This window comes from Rhodococcus sp. 06-1474-1B (assembly GCF_002258885.1).
Classification (GTDB): Bacteria; Actinomycetota; Actinomycetes; order Mycobacteriales; family Mycobacteriaceae; genus Rhodococcoides; species Rhodococcoides fascians.
Window position 1 is genome coordinate 134,413 of the sequence record NZ_NOYR01000023.1, and the last position, 21,312, is coordinate 155,724.

General features: G+C 64.4%; 18 protein-coding genes and 1 pseudogene. 13 read left to right on the plus strand and 6 right to left on the minus strand.

Going from position 1 to position 21,312, the window contains the following annotated elements:
- Positions 1–347 precede the first annotated feature (347 nt).
- From CH266_RS10870 to nrdF, 4 genes are all read left to right on the plus strand, one after another.
- Complete coding sequence (locus tag CH266_RS10870; protein WP_027496601.1) at positions 348–581, plus strand: redoxin NrdH; 234 nt, start codon at positions 348–350, stop codon at positions 579–581.
- Between the two features lie 24 nt (positions 582–605).
- Positions 606–1,067 (plus strand): class Ib ribonucleoside-diphosphate reductase assembly flavoprotein NrdI, encoded by a 462-nt coding sequence (gene nrdI, locus CH266_RS10875; RefSeq protein ID WP_027496602.1) that lies wholly within the window; start codon positions 606–608, stop codon positions 1,065–1,067.
- 34 nt (positions 1,068–1,101) lie between these two features.
- The gene (gene nrdE, locus CH266_RS10880) at positions 1,102–3,267 is read left to right on the plus strand and encodes a class 1b ribonucleoside-diphosphate reductase subunit alpha (protein ID WP_032370748.1); all 2,166 of its coding nucleotides are present in this window, start codon (positions 1,102–1,104) and stop codon (positions 3,265–3,267) included.
- Between the two features lie 887 nt (positions 3,268–4,154).
- Positions 4,155–5,120, plus strand: coding sequence for a class 1b ribonucleoside-diphosphate reductase subunit beta (gene nrdF / locus CH266_RS10890; RefSeq protein WP_032383448.1), 966 nt, complete (start codon positions 4,155–4,157; stop codon positions 5,118–5,120).
- 24 nt (positions 5,121–5,144) lie between these two features.
- Here nrdF and CH266_RS10895 read toward each other — a convergent pair whose 3' ends face one another.
- The 4 genes from CH266_RS10895 to CH266_RS10910 form a co-directional block, all read right to left on the minus strand.
- Positions 5,145–5,342, minus strand: a complete 198-nt coding sequence (locus CH266_RS10895) for a hypothetical protein (RefSeq protein WP_027496605.1) — start codon at positions 5,340–5,342, stop codon at positions 5,145–5,147.
- Between the two features lie 3 nt (positions 5,343–5,345).
- Positions 5,346–6,263, minus strand: coding sequence for an SPFH domain-containing protein (locus CH266_RS10900; protein ID WP_176457066.1), 918 nt, complete (start codon positions 6,261–6,263; stop codon positions 5,346–5,348).
- A gap of 98 nt (positions 6,264–6,361) precedes the next feature.
- Positions 6,362–6,835 carry an NUDIX hydrolase gene (locus CH266_RS10905; RefSeq protein ID WP_048320188.1) on the minus strand — a complete coding sequence of 158 codons (474 nt, stop codon included), beginning with the start codon at positions 6,833–6,835 and terminating at the stop codon, positions 6,362–6,364.
- 4 nt (positions 6,836–6,839) lie between these two features.
- Entirely contained in the window at positions 6,840–7,853 is a 1,014-nt protein-coding gene (locus CH266_RS10910; RefSeq protein WP_094715284.1) for an iron-siderophore ABC transporter substrate-binding protein, read from the minus strand.
- Between the two features lie 373 nt (positions 7,854–8,226).
- Here CH266_RS10910 and ctaD point away from each other — a divergent pair, with 373 nt between their 5' ends.
- The 4 genes and pseudogenes from ctaD to yczE form a co-directional block, all read left to right on the plus strand.
- A complete protein-coding gene (gene ctaD, locus CH266_RS10915; RefSeq protein WP_027496609.1) occupies positions 8,227–10,017 on the plus strand; it encodes an aa3-type cytochrome oxidase subunit I in 1,791 nt (596 codons plus the stop codon).
- A gap of 149 nt (positions 10,018–10,166) precedes the next feature.
- On the plus strand, positions 10,167–11,393 hold the full coding sequence (gene serB / locus CH266_RS10920) for a phosphoserine phosphatase SerB (protein WP_027496610.1): 1,227 nt from the start codon (positions 10,167–10,169) through the stop codon (positions 11,391–11,393).
- Positions 11,390–12,199 carry an aminoacyl-tRNA hydrolase gene (locus CH266_RS10925; RefSeq protein ID WP_094715285.1) on the plus strand — a complete coding sequence of 270 codons (810 nt, stop codon included), beginning with the start codon at positions 11,390–11,392 and terminating at the stop codon, positions 12,197–12,199. Before serB ends, CH266_RS10925 begins: the two co-directional genes overlap by 4 nt.
- A 74-nt stretch (positions 12,200–12,273) precedes the next feature.
- Positions 12,274–12,852 (plus strand): annotated as a pseudogene (gene yczE, locus CH266_RS25860) (membrane protein YczE); the annotation flags it as partial.
- 11 nt (positions 12,853–12,863) lie between these two features.
- Here yczE and glgX read toward each other — a convergent pair.
- Complete coding sequence (glgX, locus tag CH266_RS10935) at positions 12,864–15,020, minus strand: glycogen debranching protein GlgX (protein WP_094715501.1); 2,157 nt, start codon at positions 15,018–15,020, stop codon at positions 12,864–12,866.
- A gap of 61 nt (positions 15,021–15,081) precedes the next feature.
- Between glgX and CH266_RS10940 the strand changes: the two genes are divergently transcribed.
- From CH266_RS10940 to CH266_RS10960, 5 genes are read left to right on the plus strand one after another with little or no spacing between them, the layout of a single operon-like run.
- Positions 15,082–15,903: an ABC transporter ATP-binding protein gene (locus tag CH266_RS10940; protein WP_027496614.1), complete on the plus strand. Its 822-nt coding sequence runs from the start codon at positions 15,082–15,084 to the stop codon at positions 15,901–15,903.
- Positions 15,904–15,950: 47 nt separating this feature from the next.
- Positions 15,951–16,766 carry an NUDIX hydrolase gene (locus CH266_RS10945; protein WP_027496615.1) on the plus strand — a complete coding sequence of 272 codons (816 nt, stop codon included), beginning with the start codon at positions 15,951–15,953 and terminating at the stop codon, positions 16,764–16,766.
- 24 nt (positions 16,767–16,790) lie between these two features.
- Positions 16,791–17,570, plus strand: coding sequence for an enoyl-CoA hydratase/isomerase family protein (locus CH266_RS10950; protein WP_032366354.1), 780 nt, complete (start codon positions 16,791–16,793; stop codon positions 17,568–17,570).
- 56 nt (positions 17,571–17,626) lie between these two features.
- A complete protein-coding gene (locus CH266_RS10955) occupies positions 17,627–18,685 on the plus strand; it encodes a class I SAM-dependent methyltransferase (RefSeq protein WP_094715286.1) in 1,059 nt (352 codons plus the stop codon).
- A 54-nt stretch (positions 18,686–18,739) separates the two neighbouring features.
- On the plus strand, positions 18,740–19,912 hold the full coding sequence (locus CH266_RS10960; RefSeq protein ID WP_094715287.1) for a THUMP-like domain-containing protein: 1,173 nt from the start codon (positions 18,740–18,742) through the stop codon (positions 19,910–19,912).
- Here CH266_RS10960 and CH266_RS10965 read toward each other — a convergent pair.
- Positions 19,900–21,228, minus strand: coding sequence for an outer membrane protein assembly factor BamB family protein (locus tag CH266_RS10965; protein ID WP_094695457.1), 1,329 nt, complete (start codon positions 21,226–21,228; stop codon positions 19,900–19,902). The two genes, CH266_RS10960 and CH266_RS10965, sit on opposite strands and share 13 nt — an antisense overlap.
- Between the last annotated feature and the right edge of the window lie 84 nt (positions 21,229–21,312).

Consider the following 21,312-nt stretch of genomic DNA (forward strand, 5'->3'; position numbering starts at 1 on the left):
TGCGCGGGTGTCTTCGGTGATCGTCACTGTCGGGGCGACGGTCGGTAGTGACGAAAGACACCTCGTTTTGTGACGTCCGACACGCCGATGTGGGGTGGACGAGCGTCGGTCGCACGGCCGTGACCAGCGAATACCACGCATGTTGTTCGCAACATCTCGTGTTCTAGGCAGATGGGGGACACTAGGTGTAGTGTTTGACCCGCCGAGAGACCACAACTCGAAGAGCCCGAACGACGTGGGTTCGAGCAGGTCGCAGTCGCCCTGAGCGGGAGATGTTCTCGGTGCCACACGCAGAGCACATCGTCGCCATCGGTGCACCCGACGGCGACAACGGAAAGAGGGACACCATGAGCATCACCGTTTACACCAAGCCCGCCTGCGTCCAGTGCAATGCCACCTACCGCGCCCTCGACAAAGCGGGTATCGAGTACTCCGTCATCGACATCTCGCAGGACCCCGAGGCACGTGACTACGTCATGGCGCTCGGTTACCTGCAGGCACCCGTCGTCGTCGCCGGTGACGACCACTGGTCCGGTTTCCGCCCGGATCGCATCAAGACCCTCGCGACGAACGCTGCTTGAACAGATCGAGAAAGTGAGTGAGCGGTGAGTTCACAACAGCAGTCCTCGAACTCACTCGTCTACTTCTCCAGCGCGTCGGAGAACACGCACCGTTTCGTATCGAAGTTGGATATCCCCGCGACGCGCATTCCCTTACGAGATCCGGACGGCACGTTTCGCGTCGACTCTCCCTACGTCCTGATCGTGCCGACGTACGGCGGAGGAACGACGTACGCCGGCCGCGACACCAACTACGTCCCCAAGCGTGTGATCAAGTTTCTCAACGACAAGCACAATCGATCGTTGATCAGAGCTGTCATCGCTGCCGGAAACACCAATTTCGGTGACTCCTTCTGCTTTGCCGGAGACGTCATCTCGCAGAAATGCGCGGTTCCGTATCTCTACCGCTTCGAATTGATGGGCACCCCCGAGGACGTAGTGCGAGTCCGCGAGGGACTCGAAGACTTCTGGGAACGGGAAGTCCGTCGCGCTGCCCACACGCACTGAGCATCAACCACCACAGACCAGTAGGAGCACCGCCGTGGCACCGACCATCACCGACGCAGCACCCGCACCCGCGACCGTTCGCAGCGACGGTGACATGGACTATCACGCGCTCAACGCGATGCTCAATCTCTACGGGCCCAACGGTGAGATCCAGTTCGAGAAGGACCGCGAAGCTGCCAATCAGTACTTCCTGCAGCACGTCAACCAGAACACCGTGTTCTTCCACGACCTGGATGAGAAGCTGGACTACCTCGTCGAGGAGAACTACTACGAGCCCGAGGTTCTGGACCAGTACTCACGTGAGTTCGTGAAGTTCCTGATCAACCACGCGTACTCGAAGAAGTTTCGATTTCCGACCTTCCTCGGTGCGTTCAAGTACTACACCTCCTACACGCTCAAGACGTTCGACGGTAAGCGCTACCTCGAACGCTTCGAGGACCGTGTGTGCATGGTGGCATTGACGTTGGCGGCCGGTGACGAAGCCCTGGCCACCGATCTCGTGGACGAGATCATCGCCGGCCGATTCCAGCCCGCGACGCCCACCTTCCTCAACTCGGGCAAGAAGCAGCGCGGCGAGCCCGTCTCGTGCTTCCTGCTTCGCATCGAAGACAACATGGAGTCCATCGGACGATCCATCAACTCCGCGTTGCAGCTGTCCAAGCGCGGCGGCGGAGTTGCATTGCTGCTGAGCAACATTCGCGAAGCAGGTGCGCCGATCAAGCGGATCGAGAACCAGTCGTCCGGTGTCATCCCGATCATGAAGCTGCTCGAGGATTCGTTCTCGTACGCCAACCAGCTCGGGGCACGCCAGGGCGCGGGCGCGGTGTACCTGCACGCGCACCACCCCGATGTGTACAAGTTCCTCGACACCAAGCGTGAGAACGCCGACGAAAAGATCCGCATCAAGACGCTGTCCCTCGGAATCGTCATCCCGGACATCACGTTCGAGCTGGCGAAGAAGAACGAGGACATGTACCTGTTCTCGCCGTACGACGTCGAGCGCATCTACGGAGTGCCGTTCGCCGACATCAATGTCTCGGAGAAGTACTACGAGATGGTCGACGACAAGAGGATTCGCAAGACCAAGATCAAGTCGCGTGAATTCTTCCAGACTCTCGCCGAGCTGCAGTTCGAGTCCGGCTACCCGTACATCATGTACGAGGACACCGTCAATCGTGCGAACCCGGTGAAGGGCAAGATCACTCACTCCAACCTGTGCTCGGAGATTCTCCAGGTCTCGACGCCGTCGACGTTCAACGACGACCTCTCGTACAGCCATGTGGGCAAGGACATCTCGTGCAACCTGGGCTCGCTGAACATTGCCAAGACGATGGATTCGCCCGATTTCGGTAAGACCATCGCGGTGGCGATCCGTGGTCTGACTGCGGTGTCGGATCAGACCCACATCTTCTCGGTACCGTCGATCGAGCAGGGCAACAACGACTCTCACGCGATCGGCCTGGGTCAGATGAACCTGCACGGCTACCTCGCCCGCGAGCGCATTCACTACGGCTCGACCGAGGGAATCGACTTCACCAACATCTACTTCTACACGGTGCTGTTCCACGCCATCCAGGCCTCGAACCAGCTGGCCAAGGCTCGCGGCCAGTACTTCAAGGGTTTCCCGGATTCCAAGTACGCGTCGGGTGAGTTCTTCGACAAGTACACCGATCAGGTGTGGGAGCCTGCGACACCGAAGGTCGCGAAGCTGTTCGCCGACTCTGACGTCGCCATCCCGACGCAGGCCGACTGGGCCGCGCTGAAGGCATCGGTGCAGGAGTACGGAATCTACAACCAGAACCTGCAGGCAGTGCCGCCGACCGGCTCCATCTCGTACATCAACAACTCGACCTCGTCGATTCACCCGGTGGCGTCGAAGATCGAAATCCGCAAGGAAGGCAAGATCGGCCGCGTCTACTACCCGGCACCGTATCTCGACAACGACAACCTGGATTACTACCAGGATGCGTACGAGATCGGCTACGAGAAGATCATCGACACCTACGCTGCCGCAACGCAACACGTCGATCAGGGCCTGTCCTTGACGCTGTTCTTCAAGGACACGGCCACCACCCGCGACATCAACCGCGCGCAGATCTACGCATGGCGCAAGGGCATCAAGACGCTGTACTACATCCGTCTGCGTCAGATGGCCCTCGAGGGCACCGAGGTCGAGGGCTGCGTTTCCTGCATGCTGTAGGGCTTCGCCGTCGTGCGCGTTTTGCGTACCTGGAGGGGCGCAAAACGCGCACGACGGAAGTTGTCGTACCCACTGGGCAGGATGGCCGGCCATGGAACATGGTCGGGGGGACCGGAACGAGGCTGGTGGCGGGCATCGGACTATCGCTGCATCCCGGAGTGGTGGTGCACCGATCTCGTGCGCACCGGCACATCGGCGTACCAGGGGATATGCCGCGAACGACGCTGGTGGACACTGCACTCGATCTCGCGGTGTCGGAACCTACGCCGAGGCAGGCTTTCCACAGCTTGGTGTCGTCGGTGACTCAGCGGCGAATTCGATTGACGGACGTTCGGAAGCAGATCGCTGTCCGCAGGCCGTACCGATATCTCACAGCGCTGACCGAAGCCGTCGACTTGCTCGCGAACGGCGTTCAGTCTGTTCTCGAACTCGAATATGCGACCAACGTCGAAGAGGCTCACGGGCTCCCTGCTGCCGAACGGCAGAGCGAGATAAAGGTCGACGGGCGGACACTCTACGAGGACGTCGTGTACCGAGTTGGATCTCGTACGCTGACCGTGCGCCTGGACGGTCGTCGGTTCCATTCGATGCAAGAGGTCGCATTCCGCGATCGGCGACGTGACAATGCTTCGGAACTCGCCGGGCGTGCGCGACTCGTTTTCGGGTACGAGGAGGTCAGCAGCGATCCGTGCGGCGTCGCAGGAGACGTGGCGCAGGTTCTTCGACGTGAGGGCTGGGAGGGCGAACTCACGTCGTGCGCGTTGTGCGCCCCTCCAGGTACGCAAAACGCGCACGACACAGATCTTGTGTTAGCTATTGATGTCGGACACAACGGGTAGTGTTCAAGCAAGCCAATATTCGGCAGATTCTCTCGGTAGATAGGACACATGGTGAAGCTGATCGATCGCGTTTCCGCAATCAACTGGAATCGGGTCCAGGACGACAAGGACTCCGAAGTCTGGGAGCGTCTCACCAGTAATTTCTGGCTGCCCGAGAAGGTGCCGGTGTCCAACGACATCCCGTCGTGGGCAACTCTCACCGCCGTCGAGAAGCAGCTGACGATGCGCGTGTTCACCGGACTGACCCTGCTGGACACGATTCAGGGGACGGTCGGTGCCGTCAGCCTCATTCCCGACGCCATCACTCCGCACGAGGAGGCGGTGTACACCAACATCGCGTTCATGGAGTCGGTGCACGCGAAGAGCTACAGCTCCATCTTCTCCACCCTCAGCTCCACCCGCGACATCGACGATGCGTTCCGCTGGTCCGAGGAGAACGTCAACCTTCAGCGCAAGGCCGAGATCGTGCTGAACTTCTATCACGGTGAAGACCCGCTCAAGCGCAAGGTGGCGTCGACTCTGCTCGAGTCGTTCCTCTTCTACTCCGGCTTCTACCTGCCGATGTACTGGTCCTCGCGGGCCAAGCTCACCAACACGGCAGACCTCATCCGGCTGATCATTCGTGACGAGGCCGTGCACGGGTACTACATCGGATACAAGTACCAGAAGGGCCTCGAGAAGGTCAGCGAGGAGCGGCGTGAGGAACTGAAGAACTACACCTTCGAGTTGCTGTTCGAGCTGTACGACAACGAGGTCGAGTACACCCAGGATCTGTACGACGAGATCGGTCTGACCGAGGACGTCAAGAAGTTCCTGCGCTACAACGCCAACAAGGCACTGAACAACCTCGGCTACGAGGGTCTGTTCCCCAAGGACGAGACGGATGTGAACCCGGCAATTCTGTCGGCTCTGTCACCCAACGCCGACGAGAATCACGACTTCTTCTCCGGGTCGGGCTCCTCGTACGTCATCGGAAAGGCCGTCAACACCGAAGACGAGGACTGGGACTTCTAGAAACCCATCCTCGCGCCGTGCCGCTCACTCCTTCGGTGGGCGGCCCGGCGCGCGAATGTCTTTGGCCTCCTTCGGCATTCGGCCCTGCTCGCTCAGAGCTCGACGCAGTAGGAACTCGATCTGAGCGTTGGTGCTTCGAAGCTCGTCGGAGGCCCAGCGGGCAAGAGCGTCGTGCACCGCTGGGTCCAGCCGAAGCAGAATTTTCTTACGCTCGACGGCCATGGCTCACTGGTACAGCGATCCGGTGTTGACGACGGGCTGGGTATCGCGATCGCTGCACAACACGACGAGCAGGTTCGACACCATCGCCGCTTTCCGCTCCTCGTCGAGTTCGACGACGTGCTTCTCCTCGAGCTTCGAGAGTGCCATCTCCACCATTCCCACCGCACCTTCGACGATCTGCTGACGCGCTGCGATGACAGCTCCGGCCTGCTGGCGTCGCAGCATGGCCTGCGCGATCTCCGGAGCATAGGCAAGACGGTTGATGCGGGTCTCGATCACCTCGACGCCGGCCGATCTCACCCGCGCGTGTACTTCCTCCGACATGGCGGCGGTGATCTCGTCGGCGTTCTCGCGCAACGACATTCGTCCCTCGGCGTCGTGCGGGTAGCTACCGGCGATATGCCGAACCGCAGATTCGGTCTGAACGGCCACGAACTCCTCGTAGTCGTCGACCTGGAACGACGCCAGGGCGGTATCGGCAACCTGCCAGACGACGATGGCGGAGATCTCGATCGGATTGCCGTCGGCGTCGTTGACCTTCGACTGGCCGGTCTCGTGGTTGCGGATGCGCGTCGAGATGGCCCTGCGGTACGTCAACGGATTGGTCCAGCGTAGCCCCGGTGTGCGCAGCGTTCCGCTGTACGAACTGCCGAGTAGCTGCAGAACACGAGCTTGATTCGGTTGCACCAGAGTCAATCCCATGAGTGCCGGCAACGACAGCACGAACAGCGCGACTCCGACGGCCATGAGCGCCACAACGGAGAAGACGAGTCCGAGAACGAACGTGGCGATTCCGCCGAGGAACAACACGAGACCGACGCCGAGCATCGACCAGCCGGGTAGATCCCAGCCGGTGCGCTCGGCAATGGTGGTGGTCGGAGTACCCGTCGGCTTCTCGGCGACGGTAGTGGGTACGGACATCGGAACCTCCCTCTCGTGAGTGATACTAAAGTGATATCACATTATCGACCGAGTGGGGGACGGTTCGACGGAGCTGCGGTCTCGGGGCGGTGGGGGAGTCAGCGTCGGAACCACGCCGACGGGTCGTCGGAGATGGCCTTCCCGATCCGCAATCGTGAGGTGGCCGTGAGGTTTTCGGGTAGGCCATCGAGCTCGAACCAGGCCACGTCGAGGTTCTCGTCGTCGGCGACATGAGGAGTGCCGCCGGTGTAGCGAGCGAGGAACGTGATGTCCAGATACTGCGCGACGTCGCCGTTGGGGTACGTGATGGGCTCCGTCACGTCGACGCTCGTCAGGCGCACGATCGTGGCGTCCACACCGGTCTCCTCACCGATCTCACGCAGCGCGGCGGGTGCAGGTTCCTCGCCGGGCTCGAGGATTCCGGACACCACCGCCCAGGTGTTGTTGTCTGCCCGCAGAGTCAGCAGCACGCGCCGATGGTCGTCGAGAACGACTGCGCTGACGCCGGACAGCCACAGCGGGGACGTGCCGACGACGCTGCGCAGCGCCTGAACGAAGTCCGGGATGGGCATCGTGTCAGGACACGTATGCGTTCAGAGAAGCGGACAGGTCGGCCAGAACGGCCCGCGCCGCGACGACCCCGTTGCCCGACCAGACCGTGTCGTTCACCACGAACACCCGCCCGTCGGTGACCGAGCCGAGAGCGTGCCACGCGTCGCCGTCCATCACCTCACGGCCGAAGGTCTCGCCGTCCGGACCCGCGAATCGCACGTAGACGATGTCGCCCTCGACGGGCTCCAGGTTGCCGGGCTCGACCGAGAAACCGGTGTCACGCTGATTCTGTGGCCGTGCAACGCCGACCTCGGCGAGCACCTGGCCCGCGAAGGAATCCTGGCCGTCGACCTCGACGGAGTCGGCATCGAATCGGACGACCGACGCCTGCGTCTGGGTTGCATCGATCTCACGCCCGACGCGTTCGGCATCCGCGGAGAACGACGCGAGCTGTTCGAATCCTGCCTGGCCTCGACCCAAGGCGGCTGCGGACTGCAGAAAAGTGTCTTTCCATCCCTGTCCGGTCGCGGTGAACACGGTCGGCGCGATGGCAGTCAGCGAATCGTAGGTATCGGATCCGAGAGAATCGGCCCCCAGGATCAGGTCCGGGTCGAGGGCGGCGATCGCATCGAGGTCGGGGGCACCGACCGGGCCGACCGACGGAACCGACGCCAGGCCGGTGCCCAGGTACAGCGGTTGGTCTCCGTCTCCCCGGAAGTCGGGGTCGAGCGTGGCCGCGCCTACGACGCGTTCCCAGATCCCGACCGCGCAGCTGGCGTCGAGGCCTGCAGCGTCGAGGACGACGATGCGCTGTGGATCGGCCGGGATGGCACTGATTCCCTCGGCGTGCCCGACGGGGCGCGCATCGCCCTCGACTCCCGTCGGGTCGAGTGGGGCAAGTGCGGGACACAATCCGACGGTGTCCCGGTTGTTACCGACCACCCCCGCTCCGGCAATGTTCGTCGTACTGCGAACGATGGTGGATGCGTCGTCCTCGGTCGCGGAGTCGGAGCATCCGGTCAACGCCACGGCTGCCATCAGACAGACAGCGGCCGCCGTGCCCGTGGTGTGTGGCGAAAACCGGCGGGGGAGTCGTGGTCGAAGTGGCAACGCGGAACTTCTTTCTGCGGGTCGGGTGGTCTCACACAGTAACGGAAATCGCCTCGCGCAGAGCACTGCCGCGGACCCTTCCCGGCCATCTGTTCGGAAGGTGTCCCAGGGTGTGTCGGAGGGCTCGTAAAGGCCGACGGCGCAGGCAGATCGCACCTCGAACCATGGTTCGATCGAATCCAATACGACACACGGTAGGACCGGTTCGGCAAGCGTCGGTCCGACGGTCTACGATTCGAGTAGCGCACGACTAGTGACGTCGCCTCGTTATTCGGGGTCGGACGCGCAATCAGGAGGATCTGTGACTGCCCTAGCGCCTAGGCCCGCTCCCGCGGTGGATGCTGCTCGGCCTTTCCCGCCGCGGATGGGACCGAAGGGTTCGTTCATCCACAAGGCGGTGACCACAACCGATCCCAAGGTTCTCGGGATCATGTACATCGCGACGTCGTTCGCCTTCTTCCTCGTCGGTGGACTGATGGCGCTGTTGATGCGCGCCGAGTTGGCCGTGCCGGGGATGCAGTTCCTGTCCAACGAGCAGTACAACCAGCTGTTCACGATGCACGGCACCATCATGTTGCTGCTGTACGCAACGCCGATCGTGTTCGGCTTCGCCAACTACATTCTTCCGCTGCAGATCGGTGCGCCGGACGTGGCGTTCCCGCGTCTCAACGCGTTCTCCTACTGGCTGTACCTGTTCGGTGCGCTGATCACCACGGCCGGCTTCATCACCCCGGGTGGCGCAGCCGACTTCGGATGGACGGCGTACACGCCGCTCACCTCTGCTCTGCACTCGCCCGGTGTCGGTGCCGACCTGTGGATCATGGGCCTCGCCGTCGCCGGTTTGGGAACCATCCTCGGTGGCGTCAACATGATCACCACGGTGATCTGCCTCCGTGCCCCCGGTATGACGATGTTCCGGATGCCCATCTTCACCTGGAACATCCTGGTCACGTCGATTCTTATCCTGCTGGCGTTCCCGCTGCTGACCGCCGCACTGCTCGGCCTTGCCGCCGACCGCCACCTGGGCGCGCATCTCTTCGACCCGGCAACGGGCGGAGTGCTGCTGTGGCAGCACCTGTTCTGGTTCTTCGGGCACCCCGAGGTCTACATCATCGCGTTGCCGTTCTTCGGAATCGTGTCCGAGGTGTTCCCGGTGTTCTCCCGCAAGCCAATCTTCGGTTACTCGGGTCTGATCTACGCGACGATCGCCATCGCTGCACTGTCGATCGCCGTGTGGGCCCACCACATGTACGCCACCGGCGCGGTACTGCTGCCGTTCTTCTCGTTCATGACATTCCTCATCGCTGTTCCGACCGGTGTGAAGATCTTCAACTGGGTCGGCACGATGTGGCGCGGACAGGTCACGCTCGAAACGCCCATGCTGTTCTCGATCGGCTTCCTGATCACGTTCGTGTTCGGCGGACTGACCGGTGTGCTGTTGGCTTCGCCTCCCATCGACTTCCAGGTCACCGACACGTACTTCGTGGTCGCCCACTTCCACTACGTGGTGTTCGGCACCGTGGTGTTCGCGACCTATGCAGGCATCTACTTCTGGTTCCCGAAGATGACGGGCCGGATGATGGACGAGGCTCTGGGCAAGTGGCACTTCTGGCTGACGTTCTTCGGATTCCACGCCACGTTCCTGGTGCAGCACTGGCTCGGTAACGAAGGCATGCCACGTCGCTACGCCGACTACCTGCCGTCCGACGGTTTCACCGAACTGAACATCATCTCGACCATCGGTGCGTTCATCCTCGGTGCCTCGACGCTGCCGTTCGTCTGGAACGTGTTCAAGTCGTACCGATACGGTGAGGTCGTCACCGTCGACGATCCGTGGGGTTACGGAAACTCGTTGGAGTGGGCCACCTCGTGCCCGCCCCCGAGGCACAACTTCACCGAGCTGCCCCGGATTCGTTCCGAGCGTCCGGCGTTCGAGCTGCACTACCCGCACATGGTCGAGCGGATGCGGTCCGAGGCGCACGTCGGTCCTGGTGCTCACGGTGGCAAGACCACCGCGGTACTCGAACAGGCCCGCCGGGCTCCGATCGCCACCAGCGATCACGAAGGTTCGGGCGACCCGGATCCCCGGTAGTCCACAGCACAGCGAGAGCCCCTCCCGGCTACCGGGCGGGGCTCTTCGCTTGCGACAATCTTTCCTGCGTGTCCGGCCCGTTCGGCGGTAGTCGCGGGACACGAGCAGGGCACACCAGTAATGGGGGGACAGTGCGAAAGGGAGATTCGGTGAGATCGAGCGACACTGCGGTGTTGGTAACGGTGACGGGACCCGACAAACCAGGTGTCACATCGGTGCTGTTCGCGGCCCTGTCGCGGCACGACGTCAGCCTGCTCGACGTGGAGCAGGTGGTCATCCGCAACAGGCTGACCCTCGGTGTGTTGCTGACCTGTCCACGCGATCCCGAGGCGCTCCAGGAAGAACTCGAAGACGCGATGGCCACCGTGGGCGTCCATGTCGATGTCGAGATCGACGCGGCACAGAACGGTGGACGCACGTTGGCCACGCATGTCGTCGTCGTGCTCGGCCGTCCGGTCACTGCTCGAGCATTCAGCACCATCTCGAGGGAATTGGCCCGGCAGGGGACCAACATCGATTCCATCCGTGGGATCGCGGACTACCCGGTGACGGGCCTCGAACTTCAAGTCACCGCCACCGACACCTCGCCCGAGGCAGACCTCCAGCTACGCACCGGCCTCGCCGCGATCGCAGCGGGAATCGGCGTCGACATCGCAGTGGAGCGAGCCGGCATCGCACGGAGGTCGAAACGACTCATCGTGTTCGACGTGGACTCGACGTTGGTCCAGGGCGAGGTCATCGAGATGCTTGCCGCCCGGGCCGGGCGCGAAGACGAGGTACGTGCCGTCACCGAGGCGGCGATGCGCGGGGAGATCGACTTCGCCGAGTCGTTGGAACAGCGTGTCGCCGCGCTGGCAGGCCTCGACGCATCCGTCATCGACGACGTCGCCGACAGCTTGGAGCTGACGGCGGGGGCTCGAACGACCATCCGGACGCTTCGCCGACTCGGCTTCGCCTGCGGTGTCGTATCGGGTGGATTCCGCCAGGTGATCGAGGGCCTGGCTCACGAACTCGAACTCGACTACGTCAAGGCGAACACTCTCGAGATCGTCGACGGGAAGTTGACCGGTCGCGTCATAGGCGACGTCGTCGACCGTGCTGCGAAGGCGACCGCGCTTCGGGAGTTCGCCGCGCAGGCCGGAGTGCCGATGGAGCAGACGGTCGCGGTCGGCGACGGTGCAAACGACATCGACATGCTCACCGCGGCCGGGCTCGGCGTTGCGTTCAACGCCAAGCCCGCGCTTCGCGAGATCGCCGATACTGCGATCTCGCACCCGTACTTGGACGCCGTCCTGTTCATTCTCGGGGTCACCCGAAACGAGATCGAAGCTGCGGATGCCGTGGACGGGGGAGTCCGCCGCGTCCCGATCCCATGACCGACGCCCCCGCCGTCGGCGACTCCGTCGATCGGGATCGTGCCGAGTCGACGCCCGATACGGCTGCACCCGAGCAATTCTCGGACGCCAACACGTTCGCCTCGCGTCACGCCGAGTTGGCCCGCGGCTACGGCGGTGCCGAGGATCCCGAGGACCCGTCGGAGGTTCTGGCGATGCCCATGGTGCTGCACATACCCAAGGCCGATCCGCCGGTGCGCAACGACCTACTCGAAGCCGCCGCCCGCGCCGTCGTGGCGCTGTGCCTCGACCCACGGGTCGGTGTCGACGCCTCGTGGCACGAGCCTTTCGTCGCGTGGACCTCGGCGCGGATCAGGAAGGTGGCCCGCCGTGCCCGCGGCGCGCAATGGACTGCGGCGCAGGAAGTTCCGGGTGTCACGGTCGAGGTCGGGAACGCTTCGGCCCGTGCTTTCGTGCCGGGCCGCGTCGGCGATCTGGATCCGCGCATCAAGCGTCTTCAGATCGGCGGCACCGACGTACCGGCCGAGGAAGAGTCACCGCCGAGCGCCGGTCCGGTGCTGTGGATCGACGCGTCCCTGTCGATGACGGTGGGCAAGGCCGCGGCGCAGGTGGGTCATGCGTCGATGTTGCTGGCCAGTGCGATGAGCCTCGACGACTGTCGAGCCTGGGCCGATTCCGGTTTCGCCTGTTCGGTTCGATCGGCGGATCCGGAGCAGTGGGCGCACGCGCTGGACGAGGTCCGCGCGGGTCGCGCCGTCGCAGTTCGAGATGCTGGTTTCACCGAAGTGGCTCCCGGTTCGACGACCGTGATCGCTGTCCGGACGTAACGCAGCATCGGTCGGGGTCCACTGTCGCATAACTGGCTATCGAACGAGGTATCCAGTGGCCGGACACTGACACCATGCCTTTCTCACCGCTACGCGTCGCCGGCCGTCGTCTCCCGTCTCGCCTGACGGCGCTCTACGTCGGCCTGTGGCTGTACGGCGCGTCCATGTCGCTGATGATCGCCGGTGGGCTCGGCGTCAACCCATGGGATGTGTTCCACCAAGGTCTGTCGCGGCACCTGTCGCTCAGCTTCGGAACCATCACTGCCATCACCGGCGTGGCGGTGCTCCTGATGTGGATACCGCTGCGGCAGCGTCCGGGTTTGGGGACCGTGAGCAACGTGATCGTCATCGCTGTCGCCGTGGATACGACGTCGGCGATCCTGCCCCATCTGGACGGGCCGATCGTTCGGACACTGGCAATGGTGTCGGGCATCGTCGTCAATGCCTTCGCCACGGCGCTCTACATCGGTGCGGGAATGGGCCCGGGCCCCCGAGACGGTTTGATGACCGGGTTGGTGGCGCGCACCGGATGGTCGATTCGCCTCACTCGCACGGGAATCGAACTGACAGTGGTACTCACCGGCTGGCTGCTCGGCGGAACTCTCGGTGTGGGTACGGTGCTCTACGCGCTCGGGGTAGGACCGCTCGTGCAGCTGTTCATGACTCACCTACCGGCGCTGCGGAACACGAGAACGGTCGAGCCGGTCACCGAAATCTTCGAACCTGCCTCGAGTGCAGTGGTATCGGGTGGGACGCCGTCCACGCGAGAGGAATCGAGGACGGGCACGAATCGAGACGACGACCAACTGGGGCAGGCCAGCGTGATCTCCGCGGGACCGCCGGAATGCAAGATCAGCAACGAACTCGCGTCGTCCACCTGCCCGCCGTCGGAGGCGTAGGAACGCACGTCGGACCCGTCGACCCAGGCGGAGATCGTGCGCACCGAATCGTCGTTCCATCTGTCGTGATCGAATTCGATTCCGGCGGAATCGAACCAGACGAGGTCCGGTCGACCGGTCGGCGTCGCCCGGCCGGTGAAGAACTCCTGCTGACGCAGTGTCGGGGCGCTCGCACGTACGCGCAGCAGGCGCGCGACGAAGCGAATCATGTTCTGGTCCGCGCTGTCCCAGTCGACGGCCCAGGCGTCGGATGCCGGTGCATCGTGAGATACGCAGTAGGCGTTGTTGTTTCCGCCCTGGCTGTGGCCGAGTTCGTCACCTGCGAGCAGCATCGGTGTTCCGGTCGACAGCGTCAGGGTGGCAAGCAGAGCACGGACGTGTCGTCCACGGTCTCCGAGGACGGAGGGATCGTCGGTCGGACCCTCGACGCCGTAGTTGACCGAGGAGTTGTTGTCGGTGCCGTCTCTGTTCTCTTCGCCGTTGGCTTCGTTGTGCTTTCGTTCGTACGAGACCAGATCGTGTGCGGTGAATCCGTCGTGTGCGGTGACGAAATTGATCGACACCCACGGCAGTCGACCGCTGCCGGCATAGAGGTCCTCGGAACCGGCCAGGCGGGAAGCCAATTCGCGCACTCCGTGATGGCCGGCCCAGAATCCTCGCACGGTATCTCGGTAGCGGTCGTTCCACTCGGACCACATGACCCCGAAGTTGCCCACCTGATATCCGGCACCGGTCGCATCCCAGGGTTCGGCGATCAACTTGACGCCCGACAGCACCGGATCGGTACCGATCGCCGTCAACAGCGGTGCACGAGAATCGAATCGCCAACCGCCCGGTCGGCCGAGTGTACTGGCCAGGTCGAATCGGAATCCGTCCACGCCCATGTCCTGCACCCAGTACCGCAGGCTGTCGCACACCATGCGGACCACGGCGGGAGACGCCGAATCGAGTGTGTTGCCGCAACCGGTCAGGTCGACGTCGGATCCGCGACCGTCGAGCAGGTAGTACCCCGGCGCGTCGAGACCCCGCCAACTGATCGACGGCCCGTCGACCGCGGATTCGCACGTGTGGTTGTAAACCACGTCGAGAATCACTTCGATCCCTGCGCTGTGCAAGGCGTCGACCATCGTCCGGAACTCGTCCACTTCGTTGCCTCGTACGGCGGCGAAACGCGGATCGGGAGCGAAATACGCGCCCGTGGAGTAGCCCCAATGGTTTCGCATCCCTCGAGCGCGTACCCCGGGTTCGGTGAACGTGGTGTGGACCGGCAGCAATTCGACCGACGTGATGCCCGTTCGAGCCAGGTGTTCGAGTACGGCCGGTTGCGCGAGCCCGAGGTAGGTGCCACGAAGGTGTTCGGGTACGCCGTTGTGGCGCGCGGTGAACGACCCGACGTGCAATTCGTAGAGCACGGTTCTGTCCCAGGGAACGGCAGGCCTCACCGGTCGGTCGCCGTTGTCCGACGGTCCGCGGACGACGCCGAGCGGGAGGTGGCCGAGGGAATCGCGACTGCTGGGGGCTCCGAACGGGTCGTCCTCGTAGGCCAACAGGGCCGCGGGATCCCCGAAGTCACCGGACACCTGGCGGGCGGACGGGTCGAGCAGGATCTTGGCCCCGTTGAATCGTCGGCCCGAGTGGGGATCCCAGGTGCCGTGCGCGCGAAAGCCGTACCGCACGCCTGGCCCGACGTCAGGGACGAAGGCATGTCTGATGCCGAAAGTCCGGTTGGTCAACTCCACGCGCCGCTCGCCGCCGTCCGGGTCGATCAGACATACCTCGACGCCATCCGCACCGGGAGCGTGGACTGCGAATTGCGTACCAGTGGGATGCGCAGTGGCACCCAGGGGGAACGGCTGCCCGGGCGGGTTCACGCGAGTGACCCCGTCGACGGGACGGCGGGAGGTGCGAGGTACATCGTCAATGGGCGACACGCGTGCACATCCTGCCGTGTCTGCGCGGGGAGTGTGCGGGAGGATAGGAGCCGTGTCTGAACCGGATCCCGACCTGCTCGTAGATTTCACCGATGTCGTAGTTCGCCGAGGTGGCGTGACGTTGGTGGGTCCCGTCACCTGGAAGGTGGAACTGGACGAACGGTGGGTCGTACTCGGGCCCAACGGTGCAGGTAAGACGTCGCTGCTCCGTATCGCTGCCGCCGAGATCCATCCCACGTCCGGTGTCGCTCACGTCCTCGGTGAGGTGATGGGCAGAACCGATGTCTCGGAACTGCGTCCTCGAATCGGCTTGTCGTCGTCCTCGTTGGCGCACCGAATCCCTGCCGACGAATTGGTCTCCGATCTGGTCGTGTCCGCCGGCTACTCCGTGTTGGGGCGCTGGCGGGAGAAGTACGACGCGATCGACACCGAACGGGCCGTCGAGATGCTCGAGAGCCTCGGGGCCGAACATCTGGCGACACGGACCTACGGCACCCTGTCGGAGGGTGAGCGCAAGCGTGTACTGATCGCCCGTGCCCTGATGACCGACCCCGAACTGCTGTTGCTGGACGAGCCCGCTGCCGGCCTCGATCTCGGTGGCCGCGAGGAACTGGTAGCGCGGTTGGCCGATCTGGCCGCCGACCCCGACGCTCCCGCGACCGTGCTGATCACCCACCACGTGGAGGAAATCCCGCCCGGCTTCAGCCACGCACTACTCCTCAAGGAGGGCGGCGTGGTTGCGCAAGGCCTGGTCGACGACGTCATCACGGCGGAGAACCTGACCGAGGCATTCAGCCAGTCGATCACCCTCGATCGCGTCGACGGTCGCTACTTCGCGCGGCGCACGCGCGCTGCCGGGGCGCACCGCCGCTAGAGCGGACCCCGTGCCCGGGCGCACCGGCTCAGCGGTACGTTGCGGAGATGAGCTCGAGCACCGCCGCCGATCCCGTTCCAGCACGTGATGCGTCGACCGTCATCCTGATCCGTGACGGCCGATCACAACCCGGCATCGAGGTGTTCCTTCTCGAACGCGTCGGCGGGATGGCGTTCGCGGGCGGCATGACGGTATTTCCCGGTGGCGGTGTGGATCCGTCGGATGCGGCTGCGGACATCGAGTGGGCAGGTCCGCCGCCGTCGTGGTGGGCCGACCGGTTCGGTACCGACGAGGGGAAGGCGCAGGCGCTGGTGTGCGCAGCGGCGCGCGAGACGTTCGAGGAGTGCGGCGTGTTGTTGGCCGGTCCGACGGCGGATTCGGTGGTCGCCGACACCGCCCCGTTCTCTGCGGAACGCGGTCGACTGGAACGCCGGGAGCTCTCGTTCGCCCAGTTTCTCACCGACCACGATCTGGTTCTGCGAGCAGATCTACTGCGGCCGTGGTCGCACTGGATCACCCCGATCGGTGAAGCCCGACGGTACGACACGAGGTTCTTCGTTGCCGTGCTCCCCGAGGGGCAGAACGCCGACGGTGAGACCAGCGAGGCGGCGTCGGTGAGCTGGCGCTCGGCCGAGGACGCGTTGACGGACTGGCGTTCGGGGACCACCGTCCTGCTGCCACCGACGTGGAGCCAGCTCGATGCGCTCGGCCGTTTCGACACGGTGGCCGACGTTCTCGATCACGAGCAGACGATCGCGGCGGTCCTGCCCGTCCTGACCCGGGAGAACGGCACCGTCCGAGTGGAGTTCGACGGCGAGGACGCGTACTACGCGGGCACGGTCCATCCCTGGTCGGATCGCTGAACTCGGGCGCGGTAGCCTTCGGCCATGGCTGAGTTCGTGACTCTCGAAGTATCCGACGGTATCGGCACCATTCGCTTGGATCGCCCACCGATGAACGCGCTCAATCGTCAGGTGCAGGAGGAGATCCGGGCTGCGGCACGCGAAGCCACCGTGAACTCCGACGTCAGAGCGGTCATCGTCTACGGCGGCGAAAAGGTGTTCGCGGCCGGTGCCGACATCAAGGAAATGGCGGCAATGTCCGTCGTCGAGATGACCGATATCGCGGCGGAACTGCAGTCCGCCCTCGGCTCGCTCAGCACGATTCCCAAACCGGTCGTGGCCGCAGTGACCGGATACGCACTGGGCGGTGGACTCGAGGTCGCGCTCGGCGCGGACCGACGCATCGCCGGAGACAATGCCAAGCTCGGCGTTCCCGAGGTGCTGCTCGGAGTCATTCCCGGGGGCGGCGGCACGCAGCGCCTGGCCCGTCTGATCGGGCCCAGTCGCGCCAAGGACATGGTCTTCACCGGCCGTTTCGTCGGAGCCGAGGAGGCCCTACGCATCGGTTTGGTGGACGAGGTGGTAGCGCCGGACGAGGTGTACAACGCGGCGCGCGCATGGGCGGGGCAGTTCACGACCGGAGCGTCACGCGCTTTGGCTGCGGCCAAGGCGTCCATAGATCAGGGGTTGGACGTCGACCTGACCAACGGACTGCGCGTCGAGGCACAGCAGTTCGCGGCTCTGTTCGCCACCGAGGACCGCACCGTCGGGATGGAATCCTTCATCGCGAACGGACCGGGTAAGGCCGCTTTCACCGGGCGTTGAGCATCGAGGTCGGTGGACGAACTTGTTCCATGGCTACCGGATAGTAGGCTCGCCTCATGACTGCAAGCCCCCACGACGGTGCGAATCGACCGACTGCTTCTGTGACGCCTCTCGTCTCGGCCGAGGCGCGAGACCGCGAGGTCGATCCGGCACCGAATCCGCACGCCACGGCCGAGCAGGTCGAGGCAGCGCGGTCGGACACCAAACTGGCGCAGGTGCTCTACCACGACTGGGAAGCCGAGACCTACGACGACAAGTGGTCGATCTCCTACGACGAGCGCTGCATCGATTACGCCCGAGGCAGGTTCGACCAGGCGGTGTCCGGTGACGCATCGGCTCGAGCGGCTCTGCCGTACGGTCGTGCGCTCGAATTGGGTTGTGGCACAGGTTTCTTCTTGCTCAACCTGATGCAGGCCGGGATTGCCGACAAGGGCTCGGTCACCGACCTCTCACCCGGAATGGTCAAGGTCGCGCTGCGCAACGCCGAGCACCTCGGACTCGATGTGGACGGCCGGGTGGCCGACGCAGAAACGATTCCGTACGACGACGACACCTTCGACCTGGTGGTCGGTCACGCCGTGCTCCACCACATCCCGGACGTGGAGCAGTCTCTTCGAGAAGTTCTGCGCGTTCTCAAGCCCGGTGGACGCTTCGTCTTCGCAGGCGAGCCGACCACGGTGGGCAACTTCTACGCTCGCTGGCTCGGCCGTATCACCTGGGAAGCGACCACTCGTGCCACCAAGCTGCCGTTCCTGGCGGACTGGCGTAAACCGCAGGAAGAACTCGACGAGTCCTCGCGAGCTGCAGCACTCGAGGCCGTCGTGGACCTGCACACGTTCGATCCGACCGACCTCGAGAACATCGCGGTGTCGGCAGGTGCCGAGGCCGTTCAGGCGAACACCGAAGAATTCGCTGCCGCTCTGCTCGGGTGGCCGGTGCGCACGTTCGAGGCTGCCGTTCCGGCAGGCAAGCTCGGCTGGAACTGGGCCAAGTTCGCGTTCAACGGGTGGAAGACGCTGAGCTGGGTCGACGAGAAGGTCTTGCAGCACGTGGTACCGCGAGGCATGTTCTACAACGTGATGATCACCGGAACCAAGCCCGCGCCCCGCGCTTGATTCGTTCCACCACCGTCGGCCGTACGGCCGACGCTGCATCGATCGGTCCCAACCGTGGGCTATGACTTCACCGGCACCGACCTCGACTTCCTGCGAAGCGAGGCCGGTGCCGAGGCACTCGGTGCAGTCGACCGACTCGAGCTCGACGCGCGGACCTCGCTGCGCGATATCGCCTCGGTACGTGCCCGCTACCCCGAGCACGTTGCGGCCCTCGTCGAGACGGTGACGGTGCGGCGGAAAGCGCGGACGAAGCTGCTGGGGTCCGACGGCTGGCTCGTCACCGACGACGCGGTGCAGCAGGCGACGCCGACGACCGTCGCTCGCAGACGCGCGGACCGCCTGGCCGGACGGCGGGTGCACGATGTCACCTGTTCCATCGGCAGCGAGCTGGCGGCGTTGGTCGACACGACCGAACTTGCGGTGGGAAGCGACCTGGACCCGATTCGGGTGCGCATGGCTGCCCACAACGTGCCCTCCGCGACGGTGCTGCGCGCCGACGCACTGACCCCGACGACACGGGGGACCGTGATCGTGGCCGATCCCGGACGACGCGTCGGTGGTCGCCGACGGCACGATCCCGCGGCGCTCGAACCTCCGTTGCCGGATCTCCTCGACGCGTATCGGGGGCGAGATCTGGTCGTCAAATGCGCTCCCGGGCTGGATTTCGATGCCCTCGATTGGCCCGGTGAGATCGAGGTGGTCTCCCTCGACGGGGGAGTACGCGAGGCGTGCCTATGGTCGGAAGGTCTCGGCGACAGCGGAATTCGGCGTCGTGCCGCGGTCCTGCGATCCGACGGAAGTGCGCTCGAGATCACCGACGCCGAGTCGGACGAGATTCCCGTTCGGCCGCCCGGTGAATACATCGTGGATCCGGACGGTGCGGTCGTGCGGGCCGGACTGGTGCGGCATTACGGTGCCAAATTCGGCCTCTGGCAATTGGATCCGAGGATCGCGTACCTGACGGGCGACGCCGTACCCGTCGGAGTGCGTGGTTTCCGAATCCTCGAACAGTCGAAGTTCTCGGAGAAAGTGCTTCGGCAGCAACTGAATCGACTGGGGTGTGGCGCGGTGGAGATCCTGGTGCGCGGAGTCGACGTGGATCCCGCGTTGCTCAGGCCCAAACTCAAGCTGCGGGGCCGGGTCTCGCTGTCGGTCGTCATCACTCGCATCGAGCGCTCGGCCGTGGCGTTCGTCTGCGAGCCTGGCGCGGTCCGTCAGCCGGTGTAGGTGAAGATCTCGCCCAGGTAGCTCGCCGTGACGACCTGCCCGTCGGGACCGACGGACGTGCCCACGGTGGTGCCGACGACATCGGGTAAGGGCTGCGAATCGATGCTGTCGCCCGTCGCCGCGTCGAACGTGAGCAGAGCCAGCCCGTCGCCGTCGCGAACGACGGTGTGGCCGCGCCCGTCCGCGGATTGTGCTGCTGCCCCGGCCTGTTCGACGTCGTCGCGAACCCACACGCGCTCGGCCGAGTCGCCGTTGTCTCGAAGTCCCATCAGGGTGCCGTCGCCGCCGGCCGGGACGATGGTGCCGTCCGAGGCGATCGATGGACTGCCTCCGATTCCGAGTCCCGTGCCCTCGGTCCACTTCTGTTTCCCGTCCGAGGTGTCGAATGCGGTCAGTCGCCCGTCGACGTCGGCGATGTAGACCGTCGATCCGTCCTCGGAGAGCACCGGGCTCGATGCGACGCCGGCAGGGAGGAGGTCCGAGGACCACCGTTCGACGAGTCCAGGTGCGCCGTCGCGGGAGTACTGCAGCGAGACGAGTTGCGGCGCAATCGAACCCGGTCGCCACAGGGTCAGGTAGATGGCGTCGCTGTCGCGGTCCACCGCGGGCGCGGCAGGCACAGCGCATTCGGATTCACCCGAACTGCACTGGGCGAGTCCGGTGTCCATCGGCTCGAAGTCCGCATCGGGGTCGGTCAAGAAGTCCGGGGCCGGAACGAGATCGAGAATGGGTACTCGCAGTTGGCCGTTCTGGGAATCGAGGACACTGACCTGACCCATCTGGGTGATCGACAGCACGCTGCCGTCGCCCAAGAACTGGGCGGATTTCGGAACACCGTATACCGGTGTACGCCAACGTAATTGCCCGTGATCGTTGTACGAGTTCAGCCCGCCTTCGTCGCCGATGTAGACGTTGATCGCAGAATCGACGGTGGGGGTGGCGGTCACCACGGAAGGGCCGATCCGGTTGCACCAGCGTTTGCGGGCGGACTCGATCTCGAACGAGAACAGATTGCAACCCGATTCGGTTGCGGCAGTGACGAACATCTGACCGTTCGAGCCGATCGATACCGGTGATGTCACGGTGCCGCCGGTGGGTCGAGTCCAGTCCAGCGTCAGTGGAGCACCGACCGATACGTCCGTCGAGCCACTGTTGCGAAGGTTCGCGTGCGCCGCGGGCCAGGAGTCGGGCGAGAGCGGTTCGATGGCAGCAGGTTCCGTGCTGCACCCGGCAAGGGTCAACAGGACCGTCGCAGCCACTGCAGTCAGACCCTTGCCTGCTCCGGACGTCGAACCTGCACCGAACCCGACACGCATTCGAGCACTCCCCATGATGTCCGTTGTGCCCTTTCGATCGGCGGTCGCTCGGCCTGCTGCGCCGATGCCCGGGCATCGGTCGAG